Annotated in this window: 17 protein-coding genes; 7 read left to right on the top strand and 10 right to left on the bottom strand. The window is 72.1% G+C overall.

Annotation, left to right across the window (positions count from 1 at the left end; genetic code table 11):
• Window positions 1-132: 132 nt before the first annotated feature.
• Window positions 133-1620 carry an MFS transporter gene (locus tag ADK64_RS24295; protein ID WP_053661960.1) on the bottom strand — a complete coding sequence of 496 codons (1488 nt, stop codon included), beginning with the start codon at window positions 1618-1620 and terminating at the stop codon, window positions 133-135.
• Between the two features lie 125 nt (window positions 1621-1745).
• On the opposite strand from ADK64_RS24295, the gene ADK64_RS24290 reads away from it, so the two are divergent.
• Window positions 1746-2720 (top strand): Lrp/AsnC family transcriptional regulator, encoded by a 975-nt coding sequence (locus ADK64_RS24290; protein WP_078992812.1) that lies wholly within the window; start codon window positions 1746-1748, stop codon window positions 2718-2720.
• A gap of 5 nt (window positions 2721-2725) precedes the next feature.
• Here ADK64_RS24290 and ADK64_RS24285 read toward each other — a convergent pair whose 3' ends face one another.
• Complete coding sequence (locus ADK64_RS24285; RefSeq protein WP_053661958.1) at window positions 2726-3595, bottom strand: LysR substrate-binding domain-containing protein; 870 nt, start codon at window positions 3593-3595, stop codon at window positions 2726-2728.
• Between the two features lie 232 nt (window positions 3596-3827).
• On the opposite strand from ADK64_RS24285, the gene ADK64_RS24280 reads away from it, so the two are divergent.
• Window positions 3828-4844: a bile acid:sodium symporter family protein gene (locus ADK64_RS24280; protein WP_420713026.1), complete on the top strand. Its 1017-nt coding sequence runs from the start codon at window positions 3828-3830 to the stop codon at window positions 4842-4844.
• Here the strand turns inward: ADK64_RS24280 and ADK64_RS24275 are convergent.
• Entirely contained in the window at window positions 4794-6671 is a 1878-nt protein-coding gene (locus tag ADK64_RS24275) for a sialidase family protein (protein WP_053661957.1), read from the bottom strand. The genes ADK64_RS24280 and ADK64_RS24275 overlap by 51 nt on opposite strands.
• Before the next feature lie 123 nt (window positions 6672-6794).
• Window positions 6795-7712 (bottom strand): quinone oxidoreductase family protein, encoded by a 918-nt coding sequence (locus ADK64_RS24270; protein WP_053661956.1) that lies wholly within the window; start codon window positions 7710-7712, stop codon window positions 6795-6797.
• A gap of 125 nt (window positions 7713-7837) precedes the next feature.
• Between ADK64_RS24270 and ADK64_RS24265 the strand changes: the two genes are divergently transcribed.
• The gene (locus ADK64_RS24265; RefSeq protein WP_053661955.1) at window positions 7838-8275 is read left to right on the top strand and encodes a MarR family winged helix-turn-helix transcriptional regulator; all 438 of its coding nucleotides are present in this window, start codon (window positions 7838-7840) and stop codon (window positions 8273-8275) included.
• 19 nt (window positions 8276-8294) lie between these two features.
• Complete coding sequence (locus ADK64_RS24260) at window positions 8295-8822, top strand: isochorismatase family protein (RefSeq protein ID WP_053661954.1); 528 nt, start codon at window positions 8295-8297, stop codon at window positions 8820-8822.
• Between the two features lie 4 nt (window positions 8823-8826).
• Here ADK64_RS24260 and ADK64_RS24255 read toward each other — a convergent pair whose 3' ends face one another.
• The gene (locus ADK64_RS24255) at window positions 8827-9546 is read right to left on the bottom strand and encodes an SDR family oxidoreductase (RefSeq protein WP_053661953.1); all 720 of its coding nucleotides are present in this window, start codon (window positions 9544-9546) and stop codon (window positions 8827-8829) included.
• 127 nt (window positions 9547-9673) lie between these two features.
• On the opposite strand from ADK64_RS24255, the gene ADK64_RS24250 reads away from it, so the two are divergent.
• A complete protein-coding gene (locus tag ADK64_RS24250) occupies window positions 9674-10522 on the top strand; it encodes a LysR family transcriptional regulator (RefSeq protein ID WP_053661952.1) in 849 nt (282 codons plus the stop codon).
• Window positions 10523-10717: 195 nt separating this feature from the next.
• On the opposite strand, the gene fdhD is transcribed toward ADK64_RS24250, so the two are convergent.
• From fdhD to ADK64_RS24225, 5 genes are read right to left on the bottom strand one after another with little or no spacing between them, the layout of a single operon-like run.
• Window positions 10718-11566: a formate dehydrogenase accessory sulfurtransferase FdhD gene (gene fdhD / locus ADK64_RS24245; protein ID WP_053661951.1), complete on the bottom strand. Its 849-nt coding sequence runs from the start codon at window positions 11564-11566 to the stop codon at window positions 10718-10720.
• Window positions 11567-11573: 7 nt separating this feature from the next.
• Complete coding sequence (locus ADK64_RS24240) at window positions 11574-12434, bottom strand: 2Fe-2S iron-sulfur cluster-binding protein (protein WP_053661950.1); 861 nt, start codon at window positions 12432-12434, stop codon at window positions 11574-11576.
• Entirely contained in the window at window positions 12431-14254 is a 1824-nt protein-coding gene (locus ADK64_RS24235) for an NADH-ubiquinone oxidoreductase-F iron-sulfur binding region domain-containing protein (RefSeq protein ID WP_053661949.1), read from the bottom strand. The genes ADK64_RS24240 and ADK64_RS24235 overlap by 4 nt, the downstream gene beginning before the upstream one ends.
• 4 nt (window positions 14255-14258) lie before the next feature.
• Entirely contained in the window at window positions 14259-16178 is a 1920-nt protein-coding gene (locus ADK64_RS24230; RefSeq protein ID WP_053661948.1) for a molybdopterin oxidoreductase family protein, read from the bottom strand.
• Window positions 16175-17146 carry a 2-dehydropantoate 2-reductase gene (locus ADK64_RS24225; protein WP_053661947.1) on the bottom strand — a complete coding sequence of 324 codons (972 nt, stop codon included), beginning with the start codon at window positions 17144-17146 and terminating at the stop codon, window positions 16175-16177. The genes ADK64_RS24230 and ADK64_RS24225 overlap by 4 nt, the downstream gene beginning before the upstream one ends.
• Before the next feature lie 227 nt (window positions 17147-17373).
• On the opposite strand from ADK64_RS24225, the gene ADK64_RS24220 reads away from it, so the two are divergent.
• Both ADK64_RS24220 and ADK64_RS48465 read left to right on the top strand, forming a co-directional pair.
• Complete coding sequence (locus ADK64_RS24220; protein WP_053661946.1) at window positions 17374-18702, top strand: OFA family MFS transporter; 1329 nt, start codon at window positions 17374-17376, stop codon at window positions 18700-18702.
• Entirely contained in the window at window positions 18677-18808 is a 132-nt protein-coding gene (locus tag ADK64_RS48465) for an MFS transporter small subunit (RefSeq protein ID WP_267888562.1), read from the top strand. The genes ADK64_RS24220 and ADK64_RS48465 overlap by 26 nt, the downstream gene beginning before the upstream one ends.
• Window positions 18809-18906: the final 98 nt, after the last annotated feature.

Raw genomic sequence — 18906 nt, 5'->3', positions numbered from 1 at the left:
ACCGAATCTGTACGGGCCGATTACGGCCTACGGCGCCCCTCGGGACGGTCGGCGCACGAGCGCGCGCAGGGGCGAGGGCGGCCCCGGGAGTCATCATGCTCCCCGAGCCGCCCCCGCCGCCGTACGCCCTCGTCAGTGGTGCACCGCCACCGGCTTGTCCTGCACCGTGCCCGACTCGGGACGCGCCGTGGGCCGCCCCGCCCGTACGAGCAGCAGGACCAGGGCGGCCGCGACCATTCCCGCCAGCCCCGCGACCACCAGCGCGCCGTTCAGGCCCGAGGCGAACGCGGTGCGCAGCGTGTGCTCCGGGACGTGTCCGCGCAGCGCCCCGGCTCCGCCGCCGGCCAGCGCGTGGGCCGCGCCGCTCGGCAGCGTGCCGGTCATCCGTGAGGTGAGGACGGTGCCGAAGACGGCCACGCCGAGCGCGTACCCGAGCTGGCGGACCGTGTTCACCGCGCCGCCCGCCATCCCCGCCCGCTCCTGCGGCACCGCCGCCAGCGCCGCCCCGGCCACGGTCGGTGCGACGAACCCGGTGCCGACGCCGACCAGCACGAACCCCGGCACCAGCGCCGTCCAGTCCGAACCGGCGTCCAGCACCGCCTGGCACAGGGTGCCCGAGGCGATGAGCAGCAGCCCGCCGCCGACCGTCAGCCAGGCCGGCGCCCCGTGCAGCAGCCGCCCCACCAGCACCGCGACCAGCATCGACGCCACCGTCATCGGCAGCAGCGTCAGTCCGCCGCGCACCGGCGAAAGGCCCAGCAGGCTCTGCATCCAGATCGACAGATAGGCCATCCCGGCGAACGCCACCCCGTTGAACGTGAACCCGCCCAGCATCACGCCGACGAACGCCGGCCGGCGCAGCAGCGACAGGTCCAGCAACGGATGCGCCACCCGCCGTTCCACCAGCACGAACACCACCAGCGCCAGCGCGGCCGAGGCGAACGCCGTCAGCGTCGCGGCCGACGTCCAGCCGTCCTCGCCGGCGCGCACCACGGCGTACGTCGCACCGCCCGCGAACAGCGCGAAGGCAGCCGTACCCGCCCAGTCGACGCTCATCCCGCGCGGACCGCGGGACTCCGGGACGGCACGGAGCGTCAGCCACACCGCGACCACGCTCACCGGCAGGTTCACGAAGAAGATCCACCGCCAGCCCGGTCCCTCGGTGATCAGCCCGCCCAGCACCGGCCCGACCGCCGCGGCCCCGCCGCTGACCGCGCCCCACACCCCGAGTGCCGCCGAGCGCTGCCGCCCCCGGTAGACGGAGCCCAGCAAAGGCAGCGTCGTCGCGAACATCGCCGCGCCCCCGATGCCCTGCAGTGCCCGCGCCGCCACCAGCGTGTCCGGCCCCGACGCGAGCCCGCACAGCAGACTCGCCACCGCGAACAGCACCACGCCCGTCACATGCACCCGGCGCCGCCCCAGGATGTCGGCGGCGGCCCCCGCTCCCAGCAGCAGCGCGGCCAGCGCGAGCGCGTATCCGTCGACCACCCACTGCAGATCACCCAGCGACGCGTGCAGCGATCCGGCCATGTCCGGCAGCGCCACCACCACGATCGTCACGTCCAGCAGCAGCATGAACGTGCCCAGGCACACGGCCGTGAGCGTCCCCCAGCTCCGCATGTCGAGTCCTCCCAAAATCCCTGCACCAGTCGGCTTATCGCTCCGTACGATGACCGTGACAGGGCTGATCGGACCGCTCAGCACCCCACGCCTGACGGAATCCGATGGAGGACCTGGTGCCGGAGATGGAATCCGACGTCATCGACGCACTGGACCTGCGCCTGCTGTCGGCGCTGGAGGTGGACGGCCGGGCCTCCTTCAGCCGGATCGGCGCGGTGCTCGGCGTCTCCGACCAGACCGTCGCCCGCCGCTACCGCAGGCTCGCCGCGACCGGCGGCGTACGGGTCCTCGCCGTACGGGACGCCTACGTACTGGGCCAGGACCAGTGGATGCTGCGCGTCCGCTGCGCCCCCGACAGCGCCCTGGCGCTCGGCGAGGCCCTGGCCAAACGCCCCGACACCTCCTGGATCGGCCTCGCCTCGGGCGGCACCGAGGTGATGTGCCTGACCCGGCCGCGCCGCCCGGGCGACCACGACGATCTGCTGCTGGGCAAACTGCCGCGCACCCCGAGCGTGGTCGAGATCCGCGCCCACCAGCTGCTGCACCGTTTCTACGGCGGCGTCGACGGCTGGATCCGCAAGTTCGGCGCGCTCACCGACGACGAGATCGCGGCGCTGCGCCCGGGCCTGCCCGCCCCGCAGCCCGGCCGGACCCGCCTCGAAGCCGACGACGAGCCGCTGCTGGCCGCCCTGGAACGCGACGGCCGCGCCACCTACCCCGAACTCCAGCGCGCCACCGGCCGCTCAGAGTCCTCCGTCAAACGCCGGCTGGCGGCGCTGCTGGCCTCCGGCGCGATCTACCTCGACGTCGAGTACCGGCCGGAGATCTTCGGCTGTCCCGTCGCCGCCGTCCTGTGGATCACCGCGGCCCCGGCCGCCCTGTCCGCAGTCGGCCGGGCCCTGGCCGCCCACGGACCGATCGCCCACGTCTCGGCGACAGCGGGCCCCTCCAACCTCGTCGCCACCGCCCTCACTCGCAGCACGGCCGACCTGTACGCCTATCTCAGCGGCCCCCTCGGCCACCTGGAGGGCGTCCAGCACGTGGAAACGACACCGTTCCTGCGCAGGGTCAAGGACTTGACGTATCCGGTGTCTCGCTGAGCGCGTCAGCCCACGCGCCGTCGTAGCCGTTCGCCGCCCGCCAGGATCGCCGCCGCCAGTGCGTTCGCGGCCTCCTCCGCCGCTCCGTGGCGGCGGCCGTGGACGAGGACGAAGTCGATTTTGCCCAGGTCGGGCAGGCCGGAGCGGTCCGGGAGGCGGGTGAGGCCGGGCGGGATGAGGTGTCGCGAGTGGGCCATCACGCCGAGCCCGGCGCGGGCGGCCGCGATGAGGCCGTTGAGGCTGCCGCTGGTGCACGCGATCCGCCACGGCCGGCCGTCCTTCTCCAGCACCTCCAGCGCACGGGCACGGGTGATGCCGGGCGGGGGATACACGATCAGCGGGACGGGCCGGTCGGCGTCCAGGCGCAGCCGGTCGGCGCCGATCCACACCAGGTCGTCGCGCCAGACCAGCTCGCCCCGGGGGTCCTCGGGGCGGCGCTTGGCGAGCACGAGGTCCAGCTTTCCGGCGGCCAACTGCTCGTGCAGGGTGCCGGACAGCTCCACGGTCAGTTCGAGGTCGACTTCGGGGTGGTCGTGGCGGAAGCTCTCCAGGATCTCCGGGAGCCGGGTGAGGACGAAGTCCTCCGACGCGCCGAACCGCAGCCGCCCGCGTACCCGGGTGCCGGTGAAGAACGCGGTCGCCTGCTCGTGCACCTGAAGGATCCGCCGGGCGAAACCGAGCATGGCCTCGCCGTCCTCGGTCAGCTCCACCGAGTGGGTGTCCCGGGTGAACAGCTGCCGCCCGGTCGTGTCCTCGAGCCGGCGTACATGCTGGCTGACCGTGGACTGGCGCAGCCCGAGCCGGCGCGCGGCCTGCGTGAAGCTCAGCGTCTGGGCCACGGCGAGGAAGGTGCGCAGATGCGTCGGGTCGTACACGGGACCAGCCTAGCCCGCTATCGCGATACATGATGACAGTCAGAGTGGTGTACGGGATTCCCGATCAGCGTGGCACAGGGGACGATGGAGGGGGCTCCTGCGAGCCCGAGAGCAACCTGAAAGCAACAAGACATTCAGCGACTACCACCGACCAAGAAGCGACAGCCACAGCCCCCTACCGACCACACACAGCAATCGGAGCACCGTGACACGCCTGCGCTGGCCGAGTTGGATGCCGATCGACCCGTACATCGTCCTGCTGCTCGGGACCGTGGGCCTGGCCGCGCTCCTGCCGGCCCGGGGAACCGCCGCCGACGTGGCCTCGGGAGCGTCGACGGCCGCGATCGCCTTTCTCTTCTTCCTCTACGGCGCCCGCCTCTCCACCCGGGAGGCGCTGGACGGGCTGCGCCACTGGCGGCTCCATGTCACCGTGCTGGTCTGCACGTTCGTGCTCTTCCCGGTGTTCGGGCTGGCCGCCCGGGCCCTGGTGCCGACGCTGCTGACCCAGCCGCTCTACCAGGGCCTGCTGTTCCTGACGCTGGTGCCGTCCACGATCCAGTCGTCCATCGCGTTCACCTCGATCGCCCGTGGCAACGTGCCCGCGGCGATCTGCGCGGGCTCCTTCTCCTCCCTGGCCGGCATACTGATCACCCCGCTGCTGGCGGCGGCGCTGCTCGGCAACAGCGGCGGCGGGTTCTCCACCGACTCGCTGGTGAAGATCGTGCTCCAGCTGCTGGTGCCGTTCCTCGCCGGGCAACTGCTGCGCCGCTGGGTCGGGGGCTTCCTCACCCGGCACAAGAAGATCCTCGGCCTGGTCGACCGCGGCTCCATCCTGCTGGTCGTCTACACCGCCTTCAGCGAGGGCATGACCCAGGGCATCTGGCACCAGGTCAGCGTCGCGCGGCTCGGCGGCCTGCTCGCCGTCGAGGCCGTCCTGCTGGCCCTGATGCTGCTGCTGAGCTGGTACGGAGGCAAGGCACTCGGCTTCGGCCGGGCGGACCGGATCGCCATCCAGTTCGCCGGGTCGAAGAAGTCCCTCGCCTCCGGACTGCCCATGGCCGGTGTCCTGTTCGGCGCCCACGCCTCCCTCGCCGTGCTGCCGCTGATGCTCTTCCACCAGATGCAGCTGATGGTGTGCGCGGTCATCGCCAAGCGCCGCGCCCGTGATCCGGAGGAGGCCCTGGACGCTCCCGGGACGTCAGCGGCTCACGTGGTCCAGGGGCAGCCACAGCACCGTGTCCTTCGCTGACCGCAGCGCCTTCGGGTCCGACAGTTCCCGGTCGGTGAGCGCCCGGTCCCACACGTGCACCTCGTCGATGGCGCCGGTGAAGAAGGCCCGGCTGTCCATACGCTGACCGATGTGCACGCCGAAGGGGGAGTTGCGGCTGACCGAACCCGGTATGTCGGCCACGGACGACCTCGTACCGTCGACCGACAGCATCAGCTGTCCTCCGCCCCGCCGGAGGACGATGTGGTGCCACTGGCCGTCGTTGTACGCGGTAGTCGTGCGAACGTATGCGGTCTGCGGCGCCGCCGCGCCGTCCCGCACGGTGATCAGGCCCTGGATCCGGTTGTTCGCCGGTTCCCCGCGCAGCCACACCTGCGGCTGCGTGGTGCCGATCCCGCCCATCCACAGCAGCGGCTGCTCACCGGTGGCGGCCGAGTACCGGAACCACAGGGACGCCGTGAAGTCCTTCGTGCCCAGCGGCAGCCGGCTGCTGTACGGCAGGCGTACGGCGTCGTCGACGCCGTCGAACTCCAGCGCACCGCCGGACACCCCGTCCGTCTGCCGCGCGCCGCCGAGCACCGCGGCCGGGCGGGCGTGCGGGGCGAGGTCGGCGGTGACCGGGTCGGGGCCACGGCGCGGGGCGAGCCAGTCCTCGGTGAAGCGGGCGAAGCGGATCTCGTCGCGCGCGTCCACCGCCCCGCCCTCGTAGATCAGGCCCACCGTGTCCCCGGCGACGCGCACCAGGTCGGAGTAGCCGGACCAGTCCGTGGTGACGACCGTGCCGCGGTCCACGCTGTCCCAGGTGCGGCCGCCGTCGTAGGAGGAGCGGATCATCATCGTGCGGCGCCGGTCGGGGTCGGCGGGGCAGGCGAGCAGCAGCCGGTCGCCGAGCCGCAGCAGCGAACCCTGCACCATCGGGGCGTACAGATCCGGCAGATCGCGGAAGGGCGCGGTGAAGCTGGAGCCGCCGTCGCGGCTGACGGCCTGGGTGCGGTGGCCGAGGTCGGTGCCGTCCTGCTCCCGCCCGCTGACCAGGATCGAGCCGTCGGCACGTTCGGCCAGGGTGAGTTCGGACGGCTTCTGCCGGAACGTGCCGTCCTCGGCGATGGGCCAGGTGTCCTGGGCGCCGATCCGCCAGTGGCCGCCGTGGTCGTCGCTGACGATCAGCGCCGCGTGGTTGGCGGTGATCCGGGTGCCGTCCCAGCTCTCGGCGTTGACCCCGAAGACCAGCCGCCCCGCGTACCGGCCGTGGGTGAGCTGGATGCCGTGCACCGGTCCGGTCGCATACCAGGAGTTCCAGGCGGAGGGCAGGATCTCCGGGCTCAGATCGCGCGGCGCGGACCAGGTCACACCGTTGTCGTCGCTGTACTGCAGATGCGGGGTGCGGTCGCAGGGCACCGAGCAACTGGCGCTGTCCGTACGCCCCGTGTTGTACGTCTCCGCGAGCCAGACCCGGCCGGTGTCACGGTCCACGATCGGCGCCGGGTTGCCGTGGGTGTCGCCGCCGCCCTCGTTGACCACCTGGAGCGGGCCCCAGGTGCGGCCGCCGTCGGTGGAGCGCTTGAGCACGATGTCGATGTCGGTGGCGTCCCCGCAGTTGAGGACGCGGCCCTCGGCGAACGCCAGCAGCGTGCCGTCGGCCGCCTTGACGATCGTCGGTATCCGGAAACAGGCGAAGCCGGGATCCTGGGACGCCTTGAACAGGACTTGCTGATCGAACACGGCTGCCTTTGCCGGGGTCTGGGCATGTGCGGGGTGGGGTGAGACGAGCGGCGCCACGAGCAGGGCCGCTGTCGTGCATACGAGGGCGAGTACGGATCTGAGACGGGCGCGAAGACCTGACGGCATGGTGCGACCTGCCCTTCGTCGGCCGGACATCTGGACATGTGGACATCCCATGTCCAACGTGCGCCCCACCGACGGTAGTTGTGGCCCCGGCGCCCCACAAGAAGCGTGCAGTACAAGCGTCCGCTAAAGGCGCAGGACCACCTTGCCGAGGTTGGCCCGCGTCTCGATCGCCTCGTGCGCCTTCGCCACGTCCTCCAGCGCGAACTCGGCGTGCACGGCGGGCTTCAGGGCGCCCTCGGCGAACAGCCGCCACAGCTCCTCGCGCCACTGCTCGTACAGATCGGGACGGCCGCGCGCGATCAGGGCCATCTGGAAGCCGATCACCGACTTGGCGCCCACCAGCAGGTCGTAGGCCTGTATCGTGCCGCCGCCCGAGCTGTAGGCGACCAGCCGGCCGTGCGGGGCGAGGGCGGCGAGGGCGGGGCTGAGCAGGCTGCCGCCGACCGCGTCCAGTACGCAGTCGAACGGCTCCCCCCAGGTGTCGTCGGCGTACTGGATGCAGTCGTCCGCGCCCAGCGAGCGGACGAAGTCCGCCTTCGCCGGGCCGGACACCGCCCCCACCACCCGGGCCGCGCCCCGGGTCCGCGCCAGTTGCACGGCGAGATGCCCGATGCCGCTCGCCGCCGCCGTGACGAGGACCGCCTCGCCCGGGGCGGGCCGCGCCGCCTCCAGTGCTCCGTACGCCACCAGGCCGCTGCGCACCAGCGCGATCGCGTCCACGGCGGAGGCGTCGTCGGGGACGGGGGAGGCCATGGCCTCGTGCAGCAGGGCGAAGTCGGCGTACCCGTGGCCGAAGCACATTCCGGTCACCCGGTCGCCCGGCCGGAAGCGGGTCGCGCCCTCGCCGGTCGCCACCACCTCGCCGGCGACCTCGCCGCCCAGTGCGATCGGCTCGGCGGCCTCGGTGACCTTGCGGACCACGGGCAGGGTGACGCCGACCGCCTGGCAGCGCACCAGCAGTTCCCCGGGGCCGGGCTCGGGGACGGGGGCCTCCTCCAGGAACAGCGGGCCGCCGGTGGATTCATAACGGACGCGACGCATCAGCACCTCCAGGGCCGGGCGGACCCGGCACAGCGATCGTTGGGAACACCCATGAAGTCGTTGGGAGTCCCAACGGTAGCGTGGATTCATTGGAAGGTCCAATGGTTCTCGGATAAGCTGCGGACATGACCGAAGCACCCCTGCCCGCGATCCGTTCCCTGCCCAGCTGGCTCCTCGGTCGCGCCGCCGCCCGGGGCCGTGCACTGGTCGTCGACGCCCTCGCGGCCGAGGACATGAAGATGTGGCACCACGTGGTCCTCTCCGCCGTCCGTGACCTCGCCCCGGTGGCCCAGGCCGACCTGGGCCGCAGCGTCGGCCTCGACCCCAAGGACCTGGTCGGCGTCCTCAACGACCTGCAGTCCGCCGGGCACGTCGTCCGCGTCCCCGACCTCCGGGACCGGCGCAAGAACGCCGTGTCCCTCACCGACGAGGGCGCCCGCCTCCTCGTGCGCTGCGAGAAGGCGGCCCGCGCGGCGAACGACGACCTGCTCGCCCCGCTGTCGGCCACCGAACGCGATCAGTTCATGGGCCTGTTGATCCGGATTTCCGGCACGGACGGCTGACGGCGGCTAACGTTCCGTCATGACCGCAGCTCCCGTCCTCGATCCGCAGCGTACGGCCCTGATCCTCATCGACCTGATGGACCGCATCGTCGCGCTGCCCCTGGAACCCCGCAAAGGCACCGAAGTGCTCGCCGCCGCCGAGGAGTTGGCGTACACCTTCCGCGCCGCCCGAGCGCCCGTCGTGCTCGTCCGGGTCGAACGCCCGAGGGTCGCCGAACAGCCGCCCGGCAGCGCCCTGGTGGCCGGCCTCGGCCGCGAGGGCGACCTGGAGATCGTCAAACGGACCCTCGGCGCCTTCCAGGGCACCGGCCTGCACGAGCGGCTGCGCGAACGCGGCGTCACCACGCTGGTGTTCGGCGGCGTCGCCACCAACCTCGGCGTCGAGTCCACCGCCCGCGCCGCCGCCGACCTCGGCTACGACCTCGTCTTCGTGGCCGACGCCATGGCCGCGTTCACCGCCGCCGAACACGAGGCGTCCGTCCGGCTCGACTTCCCCCGCCTCGGCACGGTCGTGACCGTGGCCGACGTACGCCTCGGCGGCGCCTGACCGTTCAGACCAGCGTGCCACCGCCGTCCACGACCACCACCGAACCGGTGCTGTAGCCCCCACGCAGCAGATACAGGTACGCCTCCGCCGCATCCGCCGGCTCGCCGACCCGCCCCACCGGCAGTGACTCGGCGGACGACCGGAACAGCCCCTCCCGGTCCGCCTCCGGCACATCCCGCCACAGCTCGGTGCGCACGAGCCCCGGCGAGACCGCGTTGACCCGTACCGGCGCCAGCTCCACGGCCAGCGCCCGGGTCAGTGACTCCATCGCCCCGCACAGCGCGGACGCGGCGCTCGAACCGGGCAGCGGCCGGCGCCCCGCCGTCCCCGTGGTCAGCACCACCGAACCGCCCGGGCGGATCGAGGCCACGGCGTACTTCACCGCCGCGTACGCCCCCCACAGCCGCGTGTCCAGGAACCGCCGGGCCCGCGCGAGGCTCGTCCCGGCCACGCTCTCCAGCAGCAGCGACTCACCCGCCGTGTACACCAGGTGGTCGAACGCGCCGATCCGCTCGAAGAAGTCGCGCACCGCGTCCTCGTCCGTCGCGTCCAGCACCTGCCCCTCGGTGCCCCGGGGCAGCCGTTTCAGTGCCGCGTCCACACGCTCCTGCCGGCGCGAGGCGACCAGTACCTCGGCGCCCTCCCGCGCCGCGCCCTCGGCCACCGCGAGCCCGATGCCCGAGGTGCCCCCGATGACGACGACACGCTGTCCCCGCAGATTCATGGCACATCCCTTTCCGTACCGGTGTTCCGTCTCGTTCGGACGGTTACAGCCTGCGGTCGTACCAGGGTCCGCGTCCAAGACCTCTTTCGGCGATGGCGATACCCTGAAGGCATCGAAAGGGGCAGCCATGGACCTGGATCTGCGCAAGGTCCGCTACTTCGTGGCGGTCGCCGAACTGCTCCACTTCGGCCGCGCCGCCGAGCGTCTGCACATCACCCAGCCGGTCCTCAGCCGTCAGGTCCGCGCCCTGGAGAAGGACTTGGGTGCCGACCTGTTCGTACGCGGCGCCCACGGCGTGACGTTGACCGACGCTGGAACCCAACTCCTCGACGAAGCGCGGCAGTTGCTCACGGCGGCCGACGGCACCCGGCGTCGCGTGCAACGCGCCGCAGGCGGGCGCCGGCGGCTGCTCGTCGGCTTCCGCGCCGGCGTCGTCGTCACCCCCGCCCTGCGGGCCTTCGCGGCGGCGTACCCGGACGTGGAGCGCACCGCTCGCCGCATCGAGTGGGACGACCAGGAACGGCTGGTCCTCGACGGCACCATCGACGTCGCCTTCGTACGACGCCCGGTGCGGGAGGACGGACTGCAGTTGCGGCCCCTGTACAGCGAGACCCGGGTGGCCATGCTCCCCGGCGATCACCGGCTCGCCGGGAAACAGGAGCTGTCCCTCGCCGACCTCGACGGCGAGCGGTGGCTGAGGTACGCCGACCCCCGGCCGGGCGAACTGCCGATCCGCACCATCGAGGAGAAGTTCGAGTGCGTGGCGGCGGGCACCGGCATCACACTCGTGCCGCGCTCCGTCGCCGAGCAGTACTCCCGCCCGGACATCGGCTACGTCCCGGTCACCGACGCCGAACCCGACCAGGTACTGCTGGCCTGGGCGGCCGGCCGGGCCTCAGCCCTGATCACGGCCTTCGCCGAGGCAGCGGCGGCGGTGACGTGCGCGGGGGCGGACGGGGTGACGGGAGGCGGCTGAGGCGGCTGAGGCGGCTGAGGCGTGCCGCCGGTGACGGGGGCACCCGGCGGTGGCCGAGGGGCGCCCGGCGGTGGCCGAGGGCCGCGTGGCGGGTGGCCGAGGGGGGCGATGCCGAGGGGTTGAGGCGGGGCCCCGTGGCGCAGGGGGCGCTCCCCGCCGGGCGGGGCCCCGCCGCCGTGTCGCGGGGAATCGGCCTCAGCCCCGGGCGGCCGCCTCTCGCAGGGCGACGCGGTCCTCGCCCGCGTACACGTTCATCGAGCTGCCCCGCAGGAAACCCACCAGGGTCAGCCCCGTCTCGGCGGCCAGGTCCACCGCGAGCGACGAGGGCGCCGACACCGCCGCCAGCACCGGGATGGCCGCCATCACCGCCTTCTGCGCCAGCTCGAACGAGGCCCGGCCGGAGACCAGCAGAATCGTCCGGGACAGCGGCAGATCGCCGTTCTGGAGCGCCCGCCCGACCAGTTTGTCCACCGCGTTGTGCCGGCCCACGTCCTCCCGTATGTCCAGCAGCTCGCCGTCCTCGGTGAACAGGGCCGCCGCGTGCAGACCCCCGGTCCGGTCGAACACCCGCTGGGCCGCCCGCAGCCGGTCGGGGAGGCACGCCAGCAGCTCGGGGGTGACCCGGACCGGGGGAGTGTCGGCGATCGGGAAGCGCGCGGTCGTACGCACGGCGTCCAGGCTGGCCTTGCCGCACAGGCCGCACGAGGAGGACGTGTAGACGTTCCGCTCCAGGGTGAAGTCCGGGAGGCTGACGCCGGGCGCGGTCTTCACGTCGACCACGTTGTAGGTGTTCGAGCCGTCTGCGGTGGCCCCCGCGCAGTAGACGATGTTCCGCAGATCGTGCGCGGTGGCCAGTACGCCCTCGCTCACCAGGAAACCGGCCGCCAGCGCGAAGTCGTCGCCCGGGGTGCGCATGGTGATCGCGAGGGGTTTTCCGTTGAGCCGGATCTCCAGAGGTTCCTCGGCGACGAGCGTGTCCGGTCGGGTGGAGACCGCCCCGTCCCGGATGCGAAGCACCTTGCGTCGTTCCGTGACTCGTCCCATGTCCTGATCAGCCCCGGTTCTGTACGTGCTGGTAGCCGAAACGGCCCTTGATGCAGAGATTGCCGTGGGTCACCGGGTTGTCGTGCGGAGAGGTGACCTTCACGATCTCATTGTCCTGCACATGGAGCGTGAGGGTGCAGCCCACTCCGCAGTACGCGCACACCGTGGCCGTCTCCGTCTGCCGCGACTCGTCCCACGTGCCGGCCGCCCGCATGTCGAACTCGGTGCGCGGCGACAGCGCCCCGGTCGGGCACACCTCGACGCAGTTCCCGCAGTACACGCAGGCCGAATCGGTCAGCGGGGCGTCGTGCTCCACGGCGATCCGCGCGTCGAAACCCCGCCCGGCCACCGAGATCGCGAAGGAGTTCTGCCACTGGTCGCCGCAGGCGTCGACGCACTTGTAGCACAGGATGCACTTGTCGTAGTCGCGTACGTACAGGTCGTTGTCGACCTTCGGTTCCTCGTTCAGCCGGGCCGCGTCGGGGCCGAAACGGTCCGGCTTCGCGCCGTACTCCTTGATCCACTCGGCGGCCCGCGGGGTGGTCGACAGGTCGACCGAGGAGGCGAGCAGCTCCAGGACGATCCTGCGGCTGTGCCGGGCCCGTTCGCTGTCCGTGCGCACCTCCATCCCGGGCTCGGCCTCGCGGGAGCAGGCCGGCACCAGCGTCCGCGACCCCGTCACGTCCACCACGCACAGCCGGCAGGCGTTCTTCGGCCGCAGCGTGTCGCCCTCGCACAGGGTGGGGATGTCCTTGCCCGCGGCCCGGCAGGCGTCCAGCACGGTGGAGCCCTCCGGCACCCGGACCGGTGCGCCGTCGATCGTGAACTCCAGCAGCCGGCGGGGGATCCCGAGCGGTGTGACGGTCATGCGTACGCCCCCAGACGGTCGATGGCGGATTCCACGGCGTTCCACGCGGTCTGCCCCAGACCGCAGATCGAGGCGTCCCGCATCGCCCGGCCGATCTCCCGCAGCAGCGCGATGTCGTCGGCGGCCGCGGCTCCGGTGCGCTCGGCGATCCGGCGCAGCGCCTCCTCCTGGCGGACGGTGCCGACCCGGCACGGCACGCACTGCCCGCAGGACTCCTCCCGGAAGAACTCGGCGATGCGCAGCAGCAGCCGGGGCAGCGGCACGGTGGCGTCGAACGCCATGACCACACCGGAGCCGAGTGTCGTGCCGGCTTCCCTGGTGCCCTCGAAGGTCAGCGGGATGTCCAGCTCGTCGGGTCGCACGAATCCGCCGGCCGCGCCGCCGAGCAGTACCGCCCGCAGCCCGTCCCGCGCTCCGGCCAGGCTCAGCAGTTCGCCGAGCGTCGCCCCGAACGGCAGCTCGTACACGCCCGGGCGGGCCACGCTGCCCGAGACGCAGAACAGCTTCGGCCCGGTGGAGCGCTCCGTGCCGATCGCCGCGTACGCCGGGGCGCCCCGCGTCAGGATCGGCAACACGTTGACCAGCGTCTCCACGTTGTTCTCGACCGTGGGCCTGCCAAACAGCCCCTTCTCCACCGGGAACGGCGGCTTGGTGCGCGGCTCGCCCCGGTACCCCTCGATCGAGTTGAACAGGGCGGTCTCCTCACCGCAGATGTACGCTCCCGCGCCCCGCCGGATCTCGATGTCGAAGGCGTAGCCCTGACCGAGGACGTCGTCCCCGAGGAAGCCACGCGCGCGTGCCTGCGCGATCGCATGCTCCAGGCGGCGCAGGGCGCGCGGGTACTCGCCGCGCAGATACAGGTAGCCCTGGTGGGCGCCGGTGGCGTACGCCGCGATGGTCATCGCCTCGACCAGCGCGTACGGGTCGCCCTCCATGAGCACGCGGTCCTTGAAGGTGCCCGGCTCGGATTCGTCGGCGTTGCAGACGAGATAGTGCGGGTGGTCGGGCTGGGACGCCGTGGCCTGCCACTTGCGACCCGTGGGGAAGGCGGCTCCGCCGCGCCCCACCAGACCCGAGTCGGTCACCTCGCGGATCACCCCGGCGGGCCCCAGCTCGAAGGCCCGGCGCAGTGCCGTGTATCCGCCGTGTGCCCGGTAGTCGTCCAGTGAGGCCGCATCGACCACGCCGACGCGGCCCAGCAGCATCAGTGTCGCGTCCCCCGCCTGCGGCACCGCCGCCACGGCCGGGGGTTCCTCGTCCGCCGCGTCCGGTGCGCTCGCCGTGCGCACGGCCGAGTCCACGGACGCGGGCGCCGCCACGGCCGTGCGCACCTGCTCGCCCGCCCGGATCGCGAGCGCGGCCGGGGCCCGTTCGCACAGGCCCAGACAGGGGCTGCGTTCGACGCTCACCCCGCTGTCCGGGCCCAGCCGCGCCGTGGCCCCGGCGCACAGCGCGTCCGCGCCGGCCGCCGCACAGGCCAGGTCGGTGCACACGTGCAGGACCGTCGCGGGGCGCGGGCGGAGCGAGAACATGGCGTAGAAGGTCGCCACGCCGTACGCCTCGGCCGGCGGCACGGTCAGCCTGCGGCACAGATAGCCGAGGCCGCCCTCACTGATCCAGCCGACACGGTCGCTCAGGGCGTGCAGCCCCGGCAGCAGCAGATCGCGCCGGTCGCGGGCCGCCCGGCCGCCGCGCGCCCACCTCAGGTCGGCATCCGTGCGGTCGGCGCCCTCCCAGGAGGACTCCGGCGGTCCCAACAGGGCTTCCACGGCCGCCCGTTCCTCGTCCGTCGGCTTGCTGTCGCCGAAGCGCAGATCCATGCCCTCACCTCACATGCGTCGTGGCCGGGAGCCTGTCGATGCGGATCGCCGACGCCTTGAACTCCGCCGTCCCCGCGATCGGGCAATTGGCCTCGATCGTCAGCTGGTTGGTGTCGACCTCGTCGGGAAAGTGCATGGTCATGAAGGCCAGGCCAGGCCGGAGCGCGGTGTCGATCCACACCGGCGCCAGCACCGATCCGCGCCGCGAGGACACCCGGACCTCCTCGCCGGCCACGACCCCGTACCGTTCGGCGTCCTCCGGGCACAGCTCGACGTACTCGCCGCGGCGCAGCGGCGAGGCGAAACCGCCGCTCTGCACACCGGTGTTGTACGAGTCCAGGCGCCGCCCGGTGGTGAGCCGGATCGGGTACGTCTCGTCGGTCAGGTCCACCGGCGGATCGTGCGGCACCAGCCCGAACGGCGCCGGCGTCCCCCGCCGACCGGGATCGGTCTCCCACAACCTGCGGTGCAGATAGGTCGGTTCGAGCCGCTGGGTGCTCGGGCAGGGCCACTGGATGCCCCGGTGCTCCTCCAGCCGCTCGTACGTCATCCCGTAGTGGTCCGGGGAGACCGACCGCAGCTCGTTCCAGACGGTCTCGGCGTCGGCGTACTTCCAGTCGTGGCCGAGGCGGGCCGCCAGCTCGCAGATGATGTCGATGTCCTCGCGGGCCTCACCGGGCGGGGTCACGGCCCGCCGCACCCGCTGCACCCGCCGCTCGCTGTTGGTGGTCGTCCCCTCCGTCTCCGCCCATCCGGCGCTGGCCGGCAGCACGACGTCCGCCAACTCGGCCGTCCTGGTGAGGAAGATGTCCTGTACGACGAGGAAGTCCAGCGCCTTGAGGCGCCGTACGGCCTGCTCGCCGTCGGCCTCCGACTGGGCCGGGTTCTCGCCGATGCAGTACACGGCCCGCAGCGAGCCCTCCTCCAACGCCTCGAACATCTCCGTCAGGGTCAGCCCGTAGTGCGGCTGGATGACGGTGTCCCACGCCGACTCGAACTTCAGCCGCACATCCGCGTCGAGGATGTCCTGGAAGCCGGGCAGCCGGTTCGGGATCGCGCCCATGTCGCCTCCGCCCTGCACGTTGTTCTGCCCGCGCAGTGGCTGGAGCCCGGAGCCGTAGCGGCCCACGTGGCCGGTGAGCAGGGACAGGTTGATCAGCGCGCGGACGTTGTCGGTGCCGTTGTGGTGCTCGGTGATGCCGAGCGTCCAGCACAGCTGCGCGCGCTCGGCGCGGGCGTAGGCATGCGCCAACTCCCGGATCGCTCGGGCCGGTACGCCGGTCACCTTCTCGGCGAGCGTCAGCGTCCAGGGCTCGACCAGCTCGCGGTACTCCTCGAATCCGGTGGTCGCCCGCTCGACGAACGCCTCGTTGACCAGGCCGGTCCGGATGATCTCGCGGCCGATCGCGTGCGCCATCGGGATGTCGGTGCCGACGTTCAGCCCGAGCCAGCCCTCCGCCCACTGGGCGGTGGACGTGCGGCGCGGATCGACCGCGTACATCCGGGCGCCGTTCCTGATCCCTTTCAGTACGTGCTGGAAGAAGATCGGATGCGCGAACCGGGCGTTGGAGCCCCACATCACGATCACGTCGGTGTGCTCGATCTCCTCGTACGACGAGGTGCCGCCGCCGGAGCCGAACGCGGCCGACAGACCCGCGACGCTCGGGGCGTGACAGGTCCGGTTGCAGGAGTCGACGTTGTTGGTGCCCATCACGACCCGGGCGAACTTCTGGGCCACGTAGTTCGTCTCGTTGGTGGCGCGGGCGCAGGAGAACATGCCGAACGCGTCCCGGTGGCGGGCGAGCCCCCGGGCCGCCCGGTCCAGCGCCTCCTGCCAGCTCGCCGGCCGCAGCGGCTCGTCGCGGCAGTCGCGCACCAGCGGGTGGGTGAGCCGGCTGTAGGTCTTCGGCTGCCGTGTCCTCATGCGGCGCTCCTCAGGGCGAGCAGGTCCGATATCGCGTGCACGGTGCGCAGCGTGGGCACCTGCACGCCGGTGATCTCCGCGAGCTCGACGACGGCCGCGAGCAGCACGTCCAGCTCCAGCGGCTTGCCGCGCTCCAGGTCCTGGAGGGTGGAGGTGCGGTGGTCGCCGACGCGCTCCGCGCCCGCGAGCCTGCGCTCGACGGAGACGCCCACGGTGCAGCCGAGGGCCTCGGCGACGGAGAGGGTCTCGCGCATCATCGTCTCGATGACCAGGCGGGTGCCGCCGTGCAGGCACATCTGCCGCATGGTGGCGCGGGCCAGGGCGCTGATCGGGTTGAAGGAGATGTTCCCGAGCAGCTTCACCCAGATGTCGCCGCGCAGGTCCTCCTCCACCGGGCACTTCAGACCGCCGGTCCGCATCGCCTCGCCGAAGTCCAGGCAGCGCGTCGACAGGCTCCGGTCGGGTTCGCCGATGGAGAACCGGGTGCCCTCCAAGTGCCTTACCACACCGGGGGATTGGAGCTCGGTCGCGGCGTAGACGACGCAGCCGACGGCCCGTTCGGGGGCGAGGACCGCGCTGACGGTGCCGTCCGGATCCACGCTCTGCAGCCGGCGGCCGTCGTAGGGTCCGCCGTGCCGGTGGAAGTACCACCAGGGGATGCCGTTCTGTGCGGCCACCACGGCGGTGCGCTCGTGCAGCAGCGGCGCGATCAGCGGCCCGCACGCCGCGTACGCGTTGGCCTTCAGGCCGAGGAAGACGTAGTCCACCGGGCCGACGTCGGCCGGGTCGTCGGTGGCCCGGGGGTGCGCGGTGAAGTCGCCGCGCGGGCTGAGCACCCGTACTCCGTGCTGCCTCATGGCCGCGAGATGCGGTCCACGGGCGATGAGGTGCACGTCGGCGCCGGCGCGATGGAGCGCGGCACCGGCGTAGGCGCCGATGGCTCCGGCGCCGAGAACTGCGACTTTCACGGAAGCACTCCGTTCGGTTTGAGGGATACCGCGGAGGTGGGGGAGGAGGGTCCGGAATCCGAGAGGCCGACGGCTGAATCCTGTCGACGAAATATTGTCTACAGTATGGAGTGGGTCGCGGCAAGGGTTCGCGCGGCGACCGTTGACCGCATTCCGCATACCGTTCATCACATACGGTCGACGAGGCCGCTTCCCAACTCCCGCGCCCCGCCGTACGGTCCGGCGCCATGAGCAGCCCCCCTGTCGCACCCCCGGGCTGGAGCCGCTGGCTCGTCCCGCCCGCCGCCCTCTCCGTCCACCTGTCCATCGGTCAGGCCTACGCCTGGAGCGTGTTCAAGCCACCGCTCGAATCGGCACTCCACCTCGACGGCACCCGGAGCGCGCTGCCCTTCCAGCTGGCGATCGTGATGCTCGGGCTGTCGGCCGCGTTCGGCGGCACGCTCGTCGAGCGCAAGGGACCGCGCTGGGCGATGACCGTGGCCCTCGTCTGCTTCTCCTCCGGCTTCCTGATCTCGGCACTCGGCGCCGAGACGAAGCAGTACTGGCTGATCGTCCTCGGCTACGGCTTCGTCGGCGGGATCGGCCTGGGCATCGGCTACATCTCACCCGTGTCCACCCTGATCAAGTGGTTCCCCGACCGGCCCGGCATGGCCACCGGCATCGCCATCATGGGCTTCGGCGGCGGCGCGCTGATCGCCTCGCCCTGGTCGGCCCAGATGCTCGACTCCTTCGGCACCGGCCACTCCGGTATCGCGCTCGCGTTCCTCGTGCACGGACTGTCGTACGCCGTGTTCATGACGCTCGGCGTACTGCTCGTGCGCGTGCCGCGCGCCGGGGCACCCACCGCGACGCCCGCCGTCGCGGTCGGCGGTGCGCAGGTCTCCGCGCGCAGCGCCGTGCGCACCCCGCAGTTCTGGTGCCTGTGGGTGGTCCTGTGCATGAACGTGACCGCCGGCATCGGCATCCTGGAGAAGGCCGCGCCGATGATCACGGACTTCTTCGCGGACAGCTCCACCCCGGTGTCGGCCTCGGCGGCCGCCGGCTTCGTCGCGCTGCTGTCGGCCGCCAACATGGCCGGCCGGATCGGCTGGTCCTCCGCCTCCGACCTCGTCGGACGCAAGAACATCTACCGTGTCTACCTCGGCGTCGGCGCCGTGATGTACCTCCTGATCGCACTGTTCGGGGACGCGTCGAAACCGCTGTTCGTGCTGTGCGCGCTGGTGATCCTCTCCTTCTACGGCGGCGGCTTCGCGACGATCCCGGCCTATCTGAAGGACCTCTTCGGCACCTACCAGGTCGGCGCCATCCACGGCCGGCTGCTCACCGCCTGGTCCACGGCAGGCGTGCTCGGGCCGCTGATCGTCAACTGGATCGCCGACCGGCAGAAGAGCGCCGGGAAGCACGGCCCGGCGCTGTACGGGCTGTCGTTCGGCATCATGATCGGCCTGCTCGTCGTCGGCTTCGCCGCCAACGAACTCGTCCGTCCCGTCCACACCCGCCACCACATCCCCGCCCAGAGGGAGGCCGCAGATGCCCAGCGACAGCAGCCCGCCTAGCCCCCGCCGGGGACTGATCGCCCTCGCCTGGCTGTGGGTGGGCGCGCCCCTCGCCTACGGGGTGTACGAACTGGTGCAGAAGGCGACACAGCTGTTCACCGGGTGAGGACCCGGGCGTCGGAGGGTCGCAGGGAAGCCGACAACCCCGGCGCCCGATTCCTGTGGCTTCACCTGCCGCCGTACCCGCGAGTCACTGTTCACACT

The sequence above is a fragment of the Streptomyces sp. MMG1121 genome, from assembly GCF_001280015.1.
In the GTDB taxonomy this organism is placed as follows: Bacteria; Actinomycetota; Actinomycetes; order Streptomycetales; family Streptomycetaceae; genus Streptomyces.
The sequence above is the reverse complement of the archived record's forward strand: the minus strand, read 5'-3'. Positions and strand labels throughout refer to the sequence as shown.

What these genes read in the sequence shown, in the direction of transcription:
- ADK64_RS24235 (WP_053661949.1), bottom strand. Translation starts at nt 14,254, where the DNA reads ATGGATCTGCGCTTCGGCGACAGCAAGCCGACGGACGAGGAACGGGCG.
- ADK64_RS24240 (WP_053661950.1), bottom strand. Translation starts at nt 12,434, where the DNA reads ATGACCGTCACACCGCTCGGGATCCCCCGCCGGCTGCTGGAGTTCACG.
- ADK64_RS24220 (WP_053661946.1), top strand. Translation starts at nt 17,374, where the DNA reads ATGAGCAGCCCCCCTGTCGCACCCCCGGGCTGGAGCCGCTGGCTCGTC.
- ADK64_RS24275 (WP_053661957.1), bottom strand. Translation starts at nt 6,671, where the DNA reads ATGCCGTCAGGTCTTCGCGCCCGTCTCAGATCCGTACTCGCCCTCGTA.
- ADK64_RS24255 (WP_053661953.1), bottom strand. Translation starts at nt 9,546, where the DNA reads ATGAATCTGCGGGGACAGCGTGTCGTCGTCATCGGGGGCACCTCGGGC.
- ADK64_RS24230 (WP_053661948.1), bottom strand. Translation starts at nt 16,178, where the DNA reads ATGAGGACACGGCAGCCGAAGACCTACAGCCGGCTCACCCACCCGCTG.
- ADK64_RS24290 (WP_078992812.1), top strand. Translation starts at nt 1,746, where the DNA reads ATGGAATCCGACGTCATCGACGCACTGGACCTGCGCCTGCTGTCGGCG.
- ADK64_RS24250 (WP_053661952.1), top strand. Translation starts at nt 9,674, where the DNA reads ATGGACCTGGATCTGCGCAAGGTCCGCTACTTCGTGGCGGTCGCCGAA.
- ADK64_RS24280 (WP_420713026.1), top strand. Translation starts at nt 3,828, where the DNA reads ATGCCGATCGACCCGTACATCGTCCTGCTGCTCGGGACCGTGGGCCTG.
- ADK64_RS24295 (WP_053661960.1), bottom strand. Translation starts at nt 1,620, where the DNA reads ATGCGGAGCTGGGGGACGCTCACGGCCGTGTGCCTGGGCACGTTCATG.
- ADK64_RS24270 (WP_053661956.1), bottom strand. Translation starts at nt 7,712, where the DNA reads ATGCGTCGCGTCCGTTATGAATCCACCGGCGGCCCGCTGTTCCTGGAG.
- ADK64_RS48465 (WP_267888562.1), top strand. Translation starts at nt 18,677, where the DNA reads ATGCCCAGCGACAGCAGCCCGCCTAGCCCCCGCCGGGGACTGATCGCC.
- ADK64_RS24265 (WP_053661955.1), top strand. Translation starts at nt 7,838, where the DNA reads ATGACCGAAGCACCCCTGCCCGCGATCCGTTCCCTGCCCAGCTGGCTC.
- fdhD (WP_053661951.1), bottom strand. Translation starts at nt 11,566, where the DNA reads ATGGGACGAGTCACGGAACGACGCAAGGTGCTTCGCATCCGGGACGGG.
- ADK64_RS24260 (WP_053661954.1), top strand. Translation starts at nt 8,295, where the DNA reads ATGACCGCAGCTCCCGTCCTCGATCCGCAGCGTACGGCCCTGATCCTC.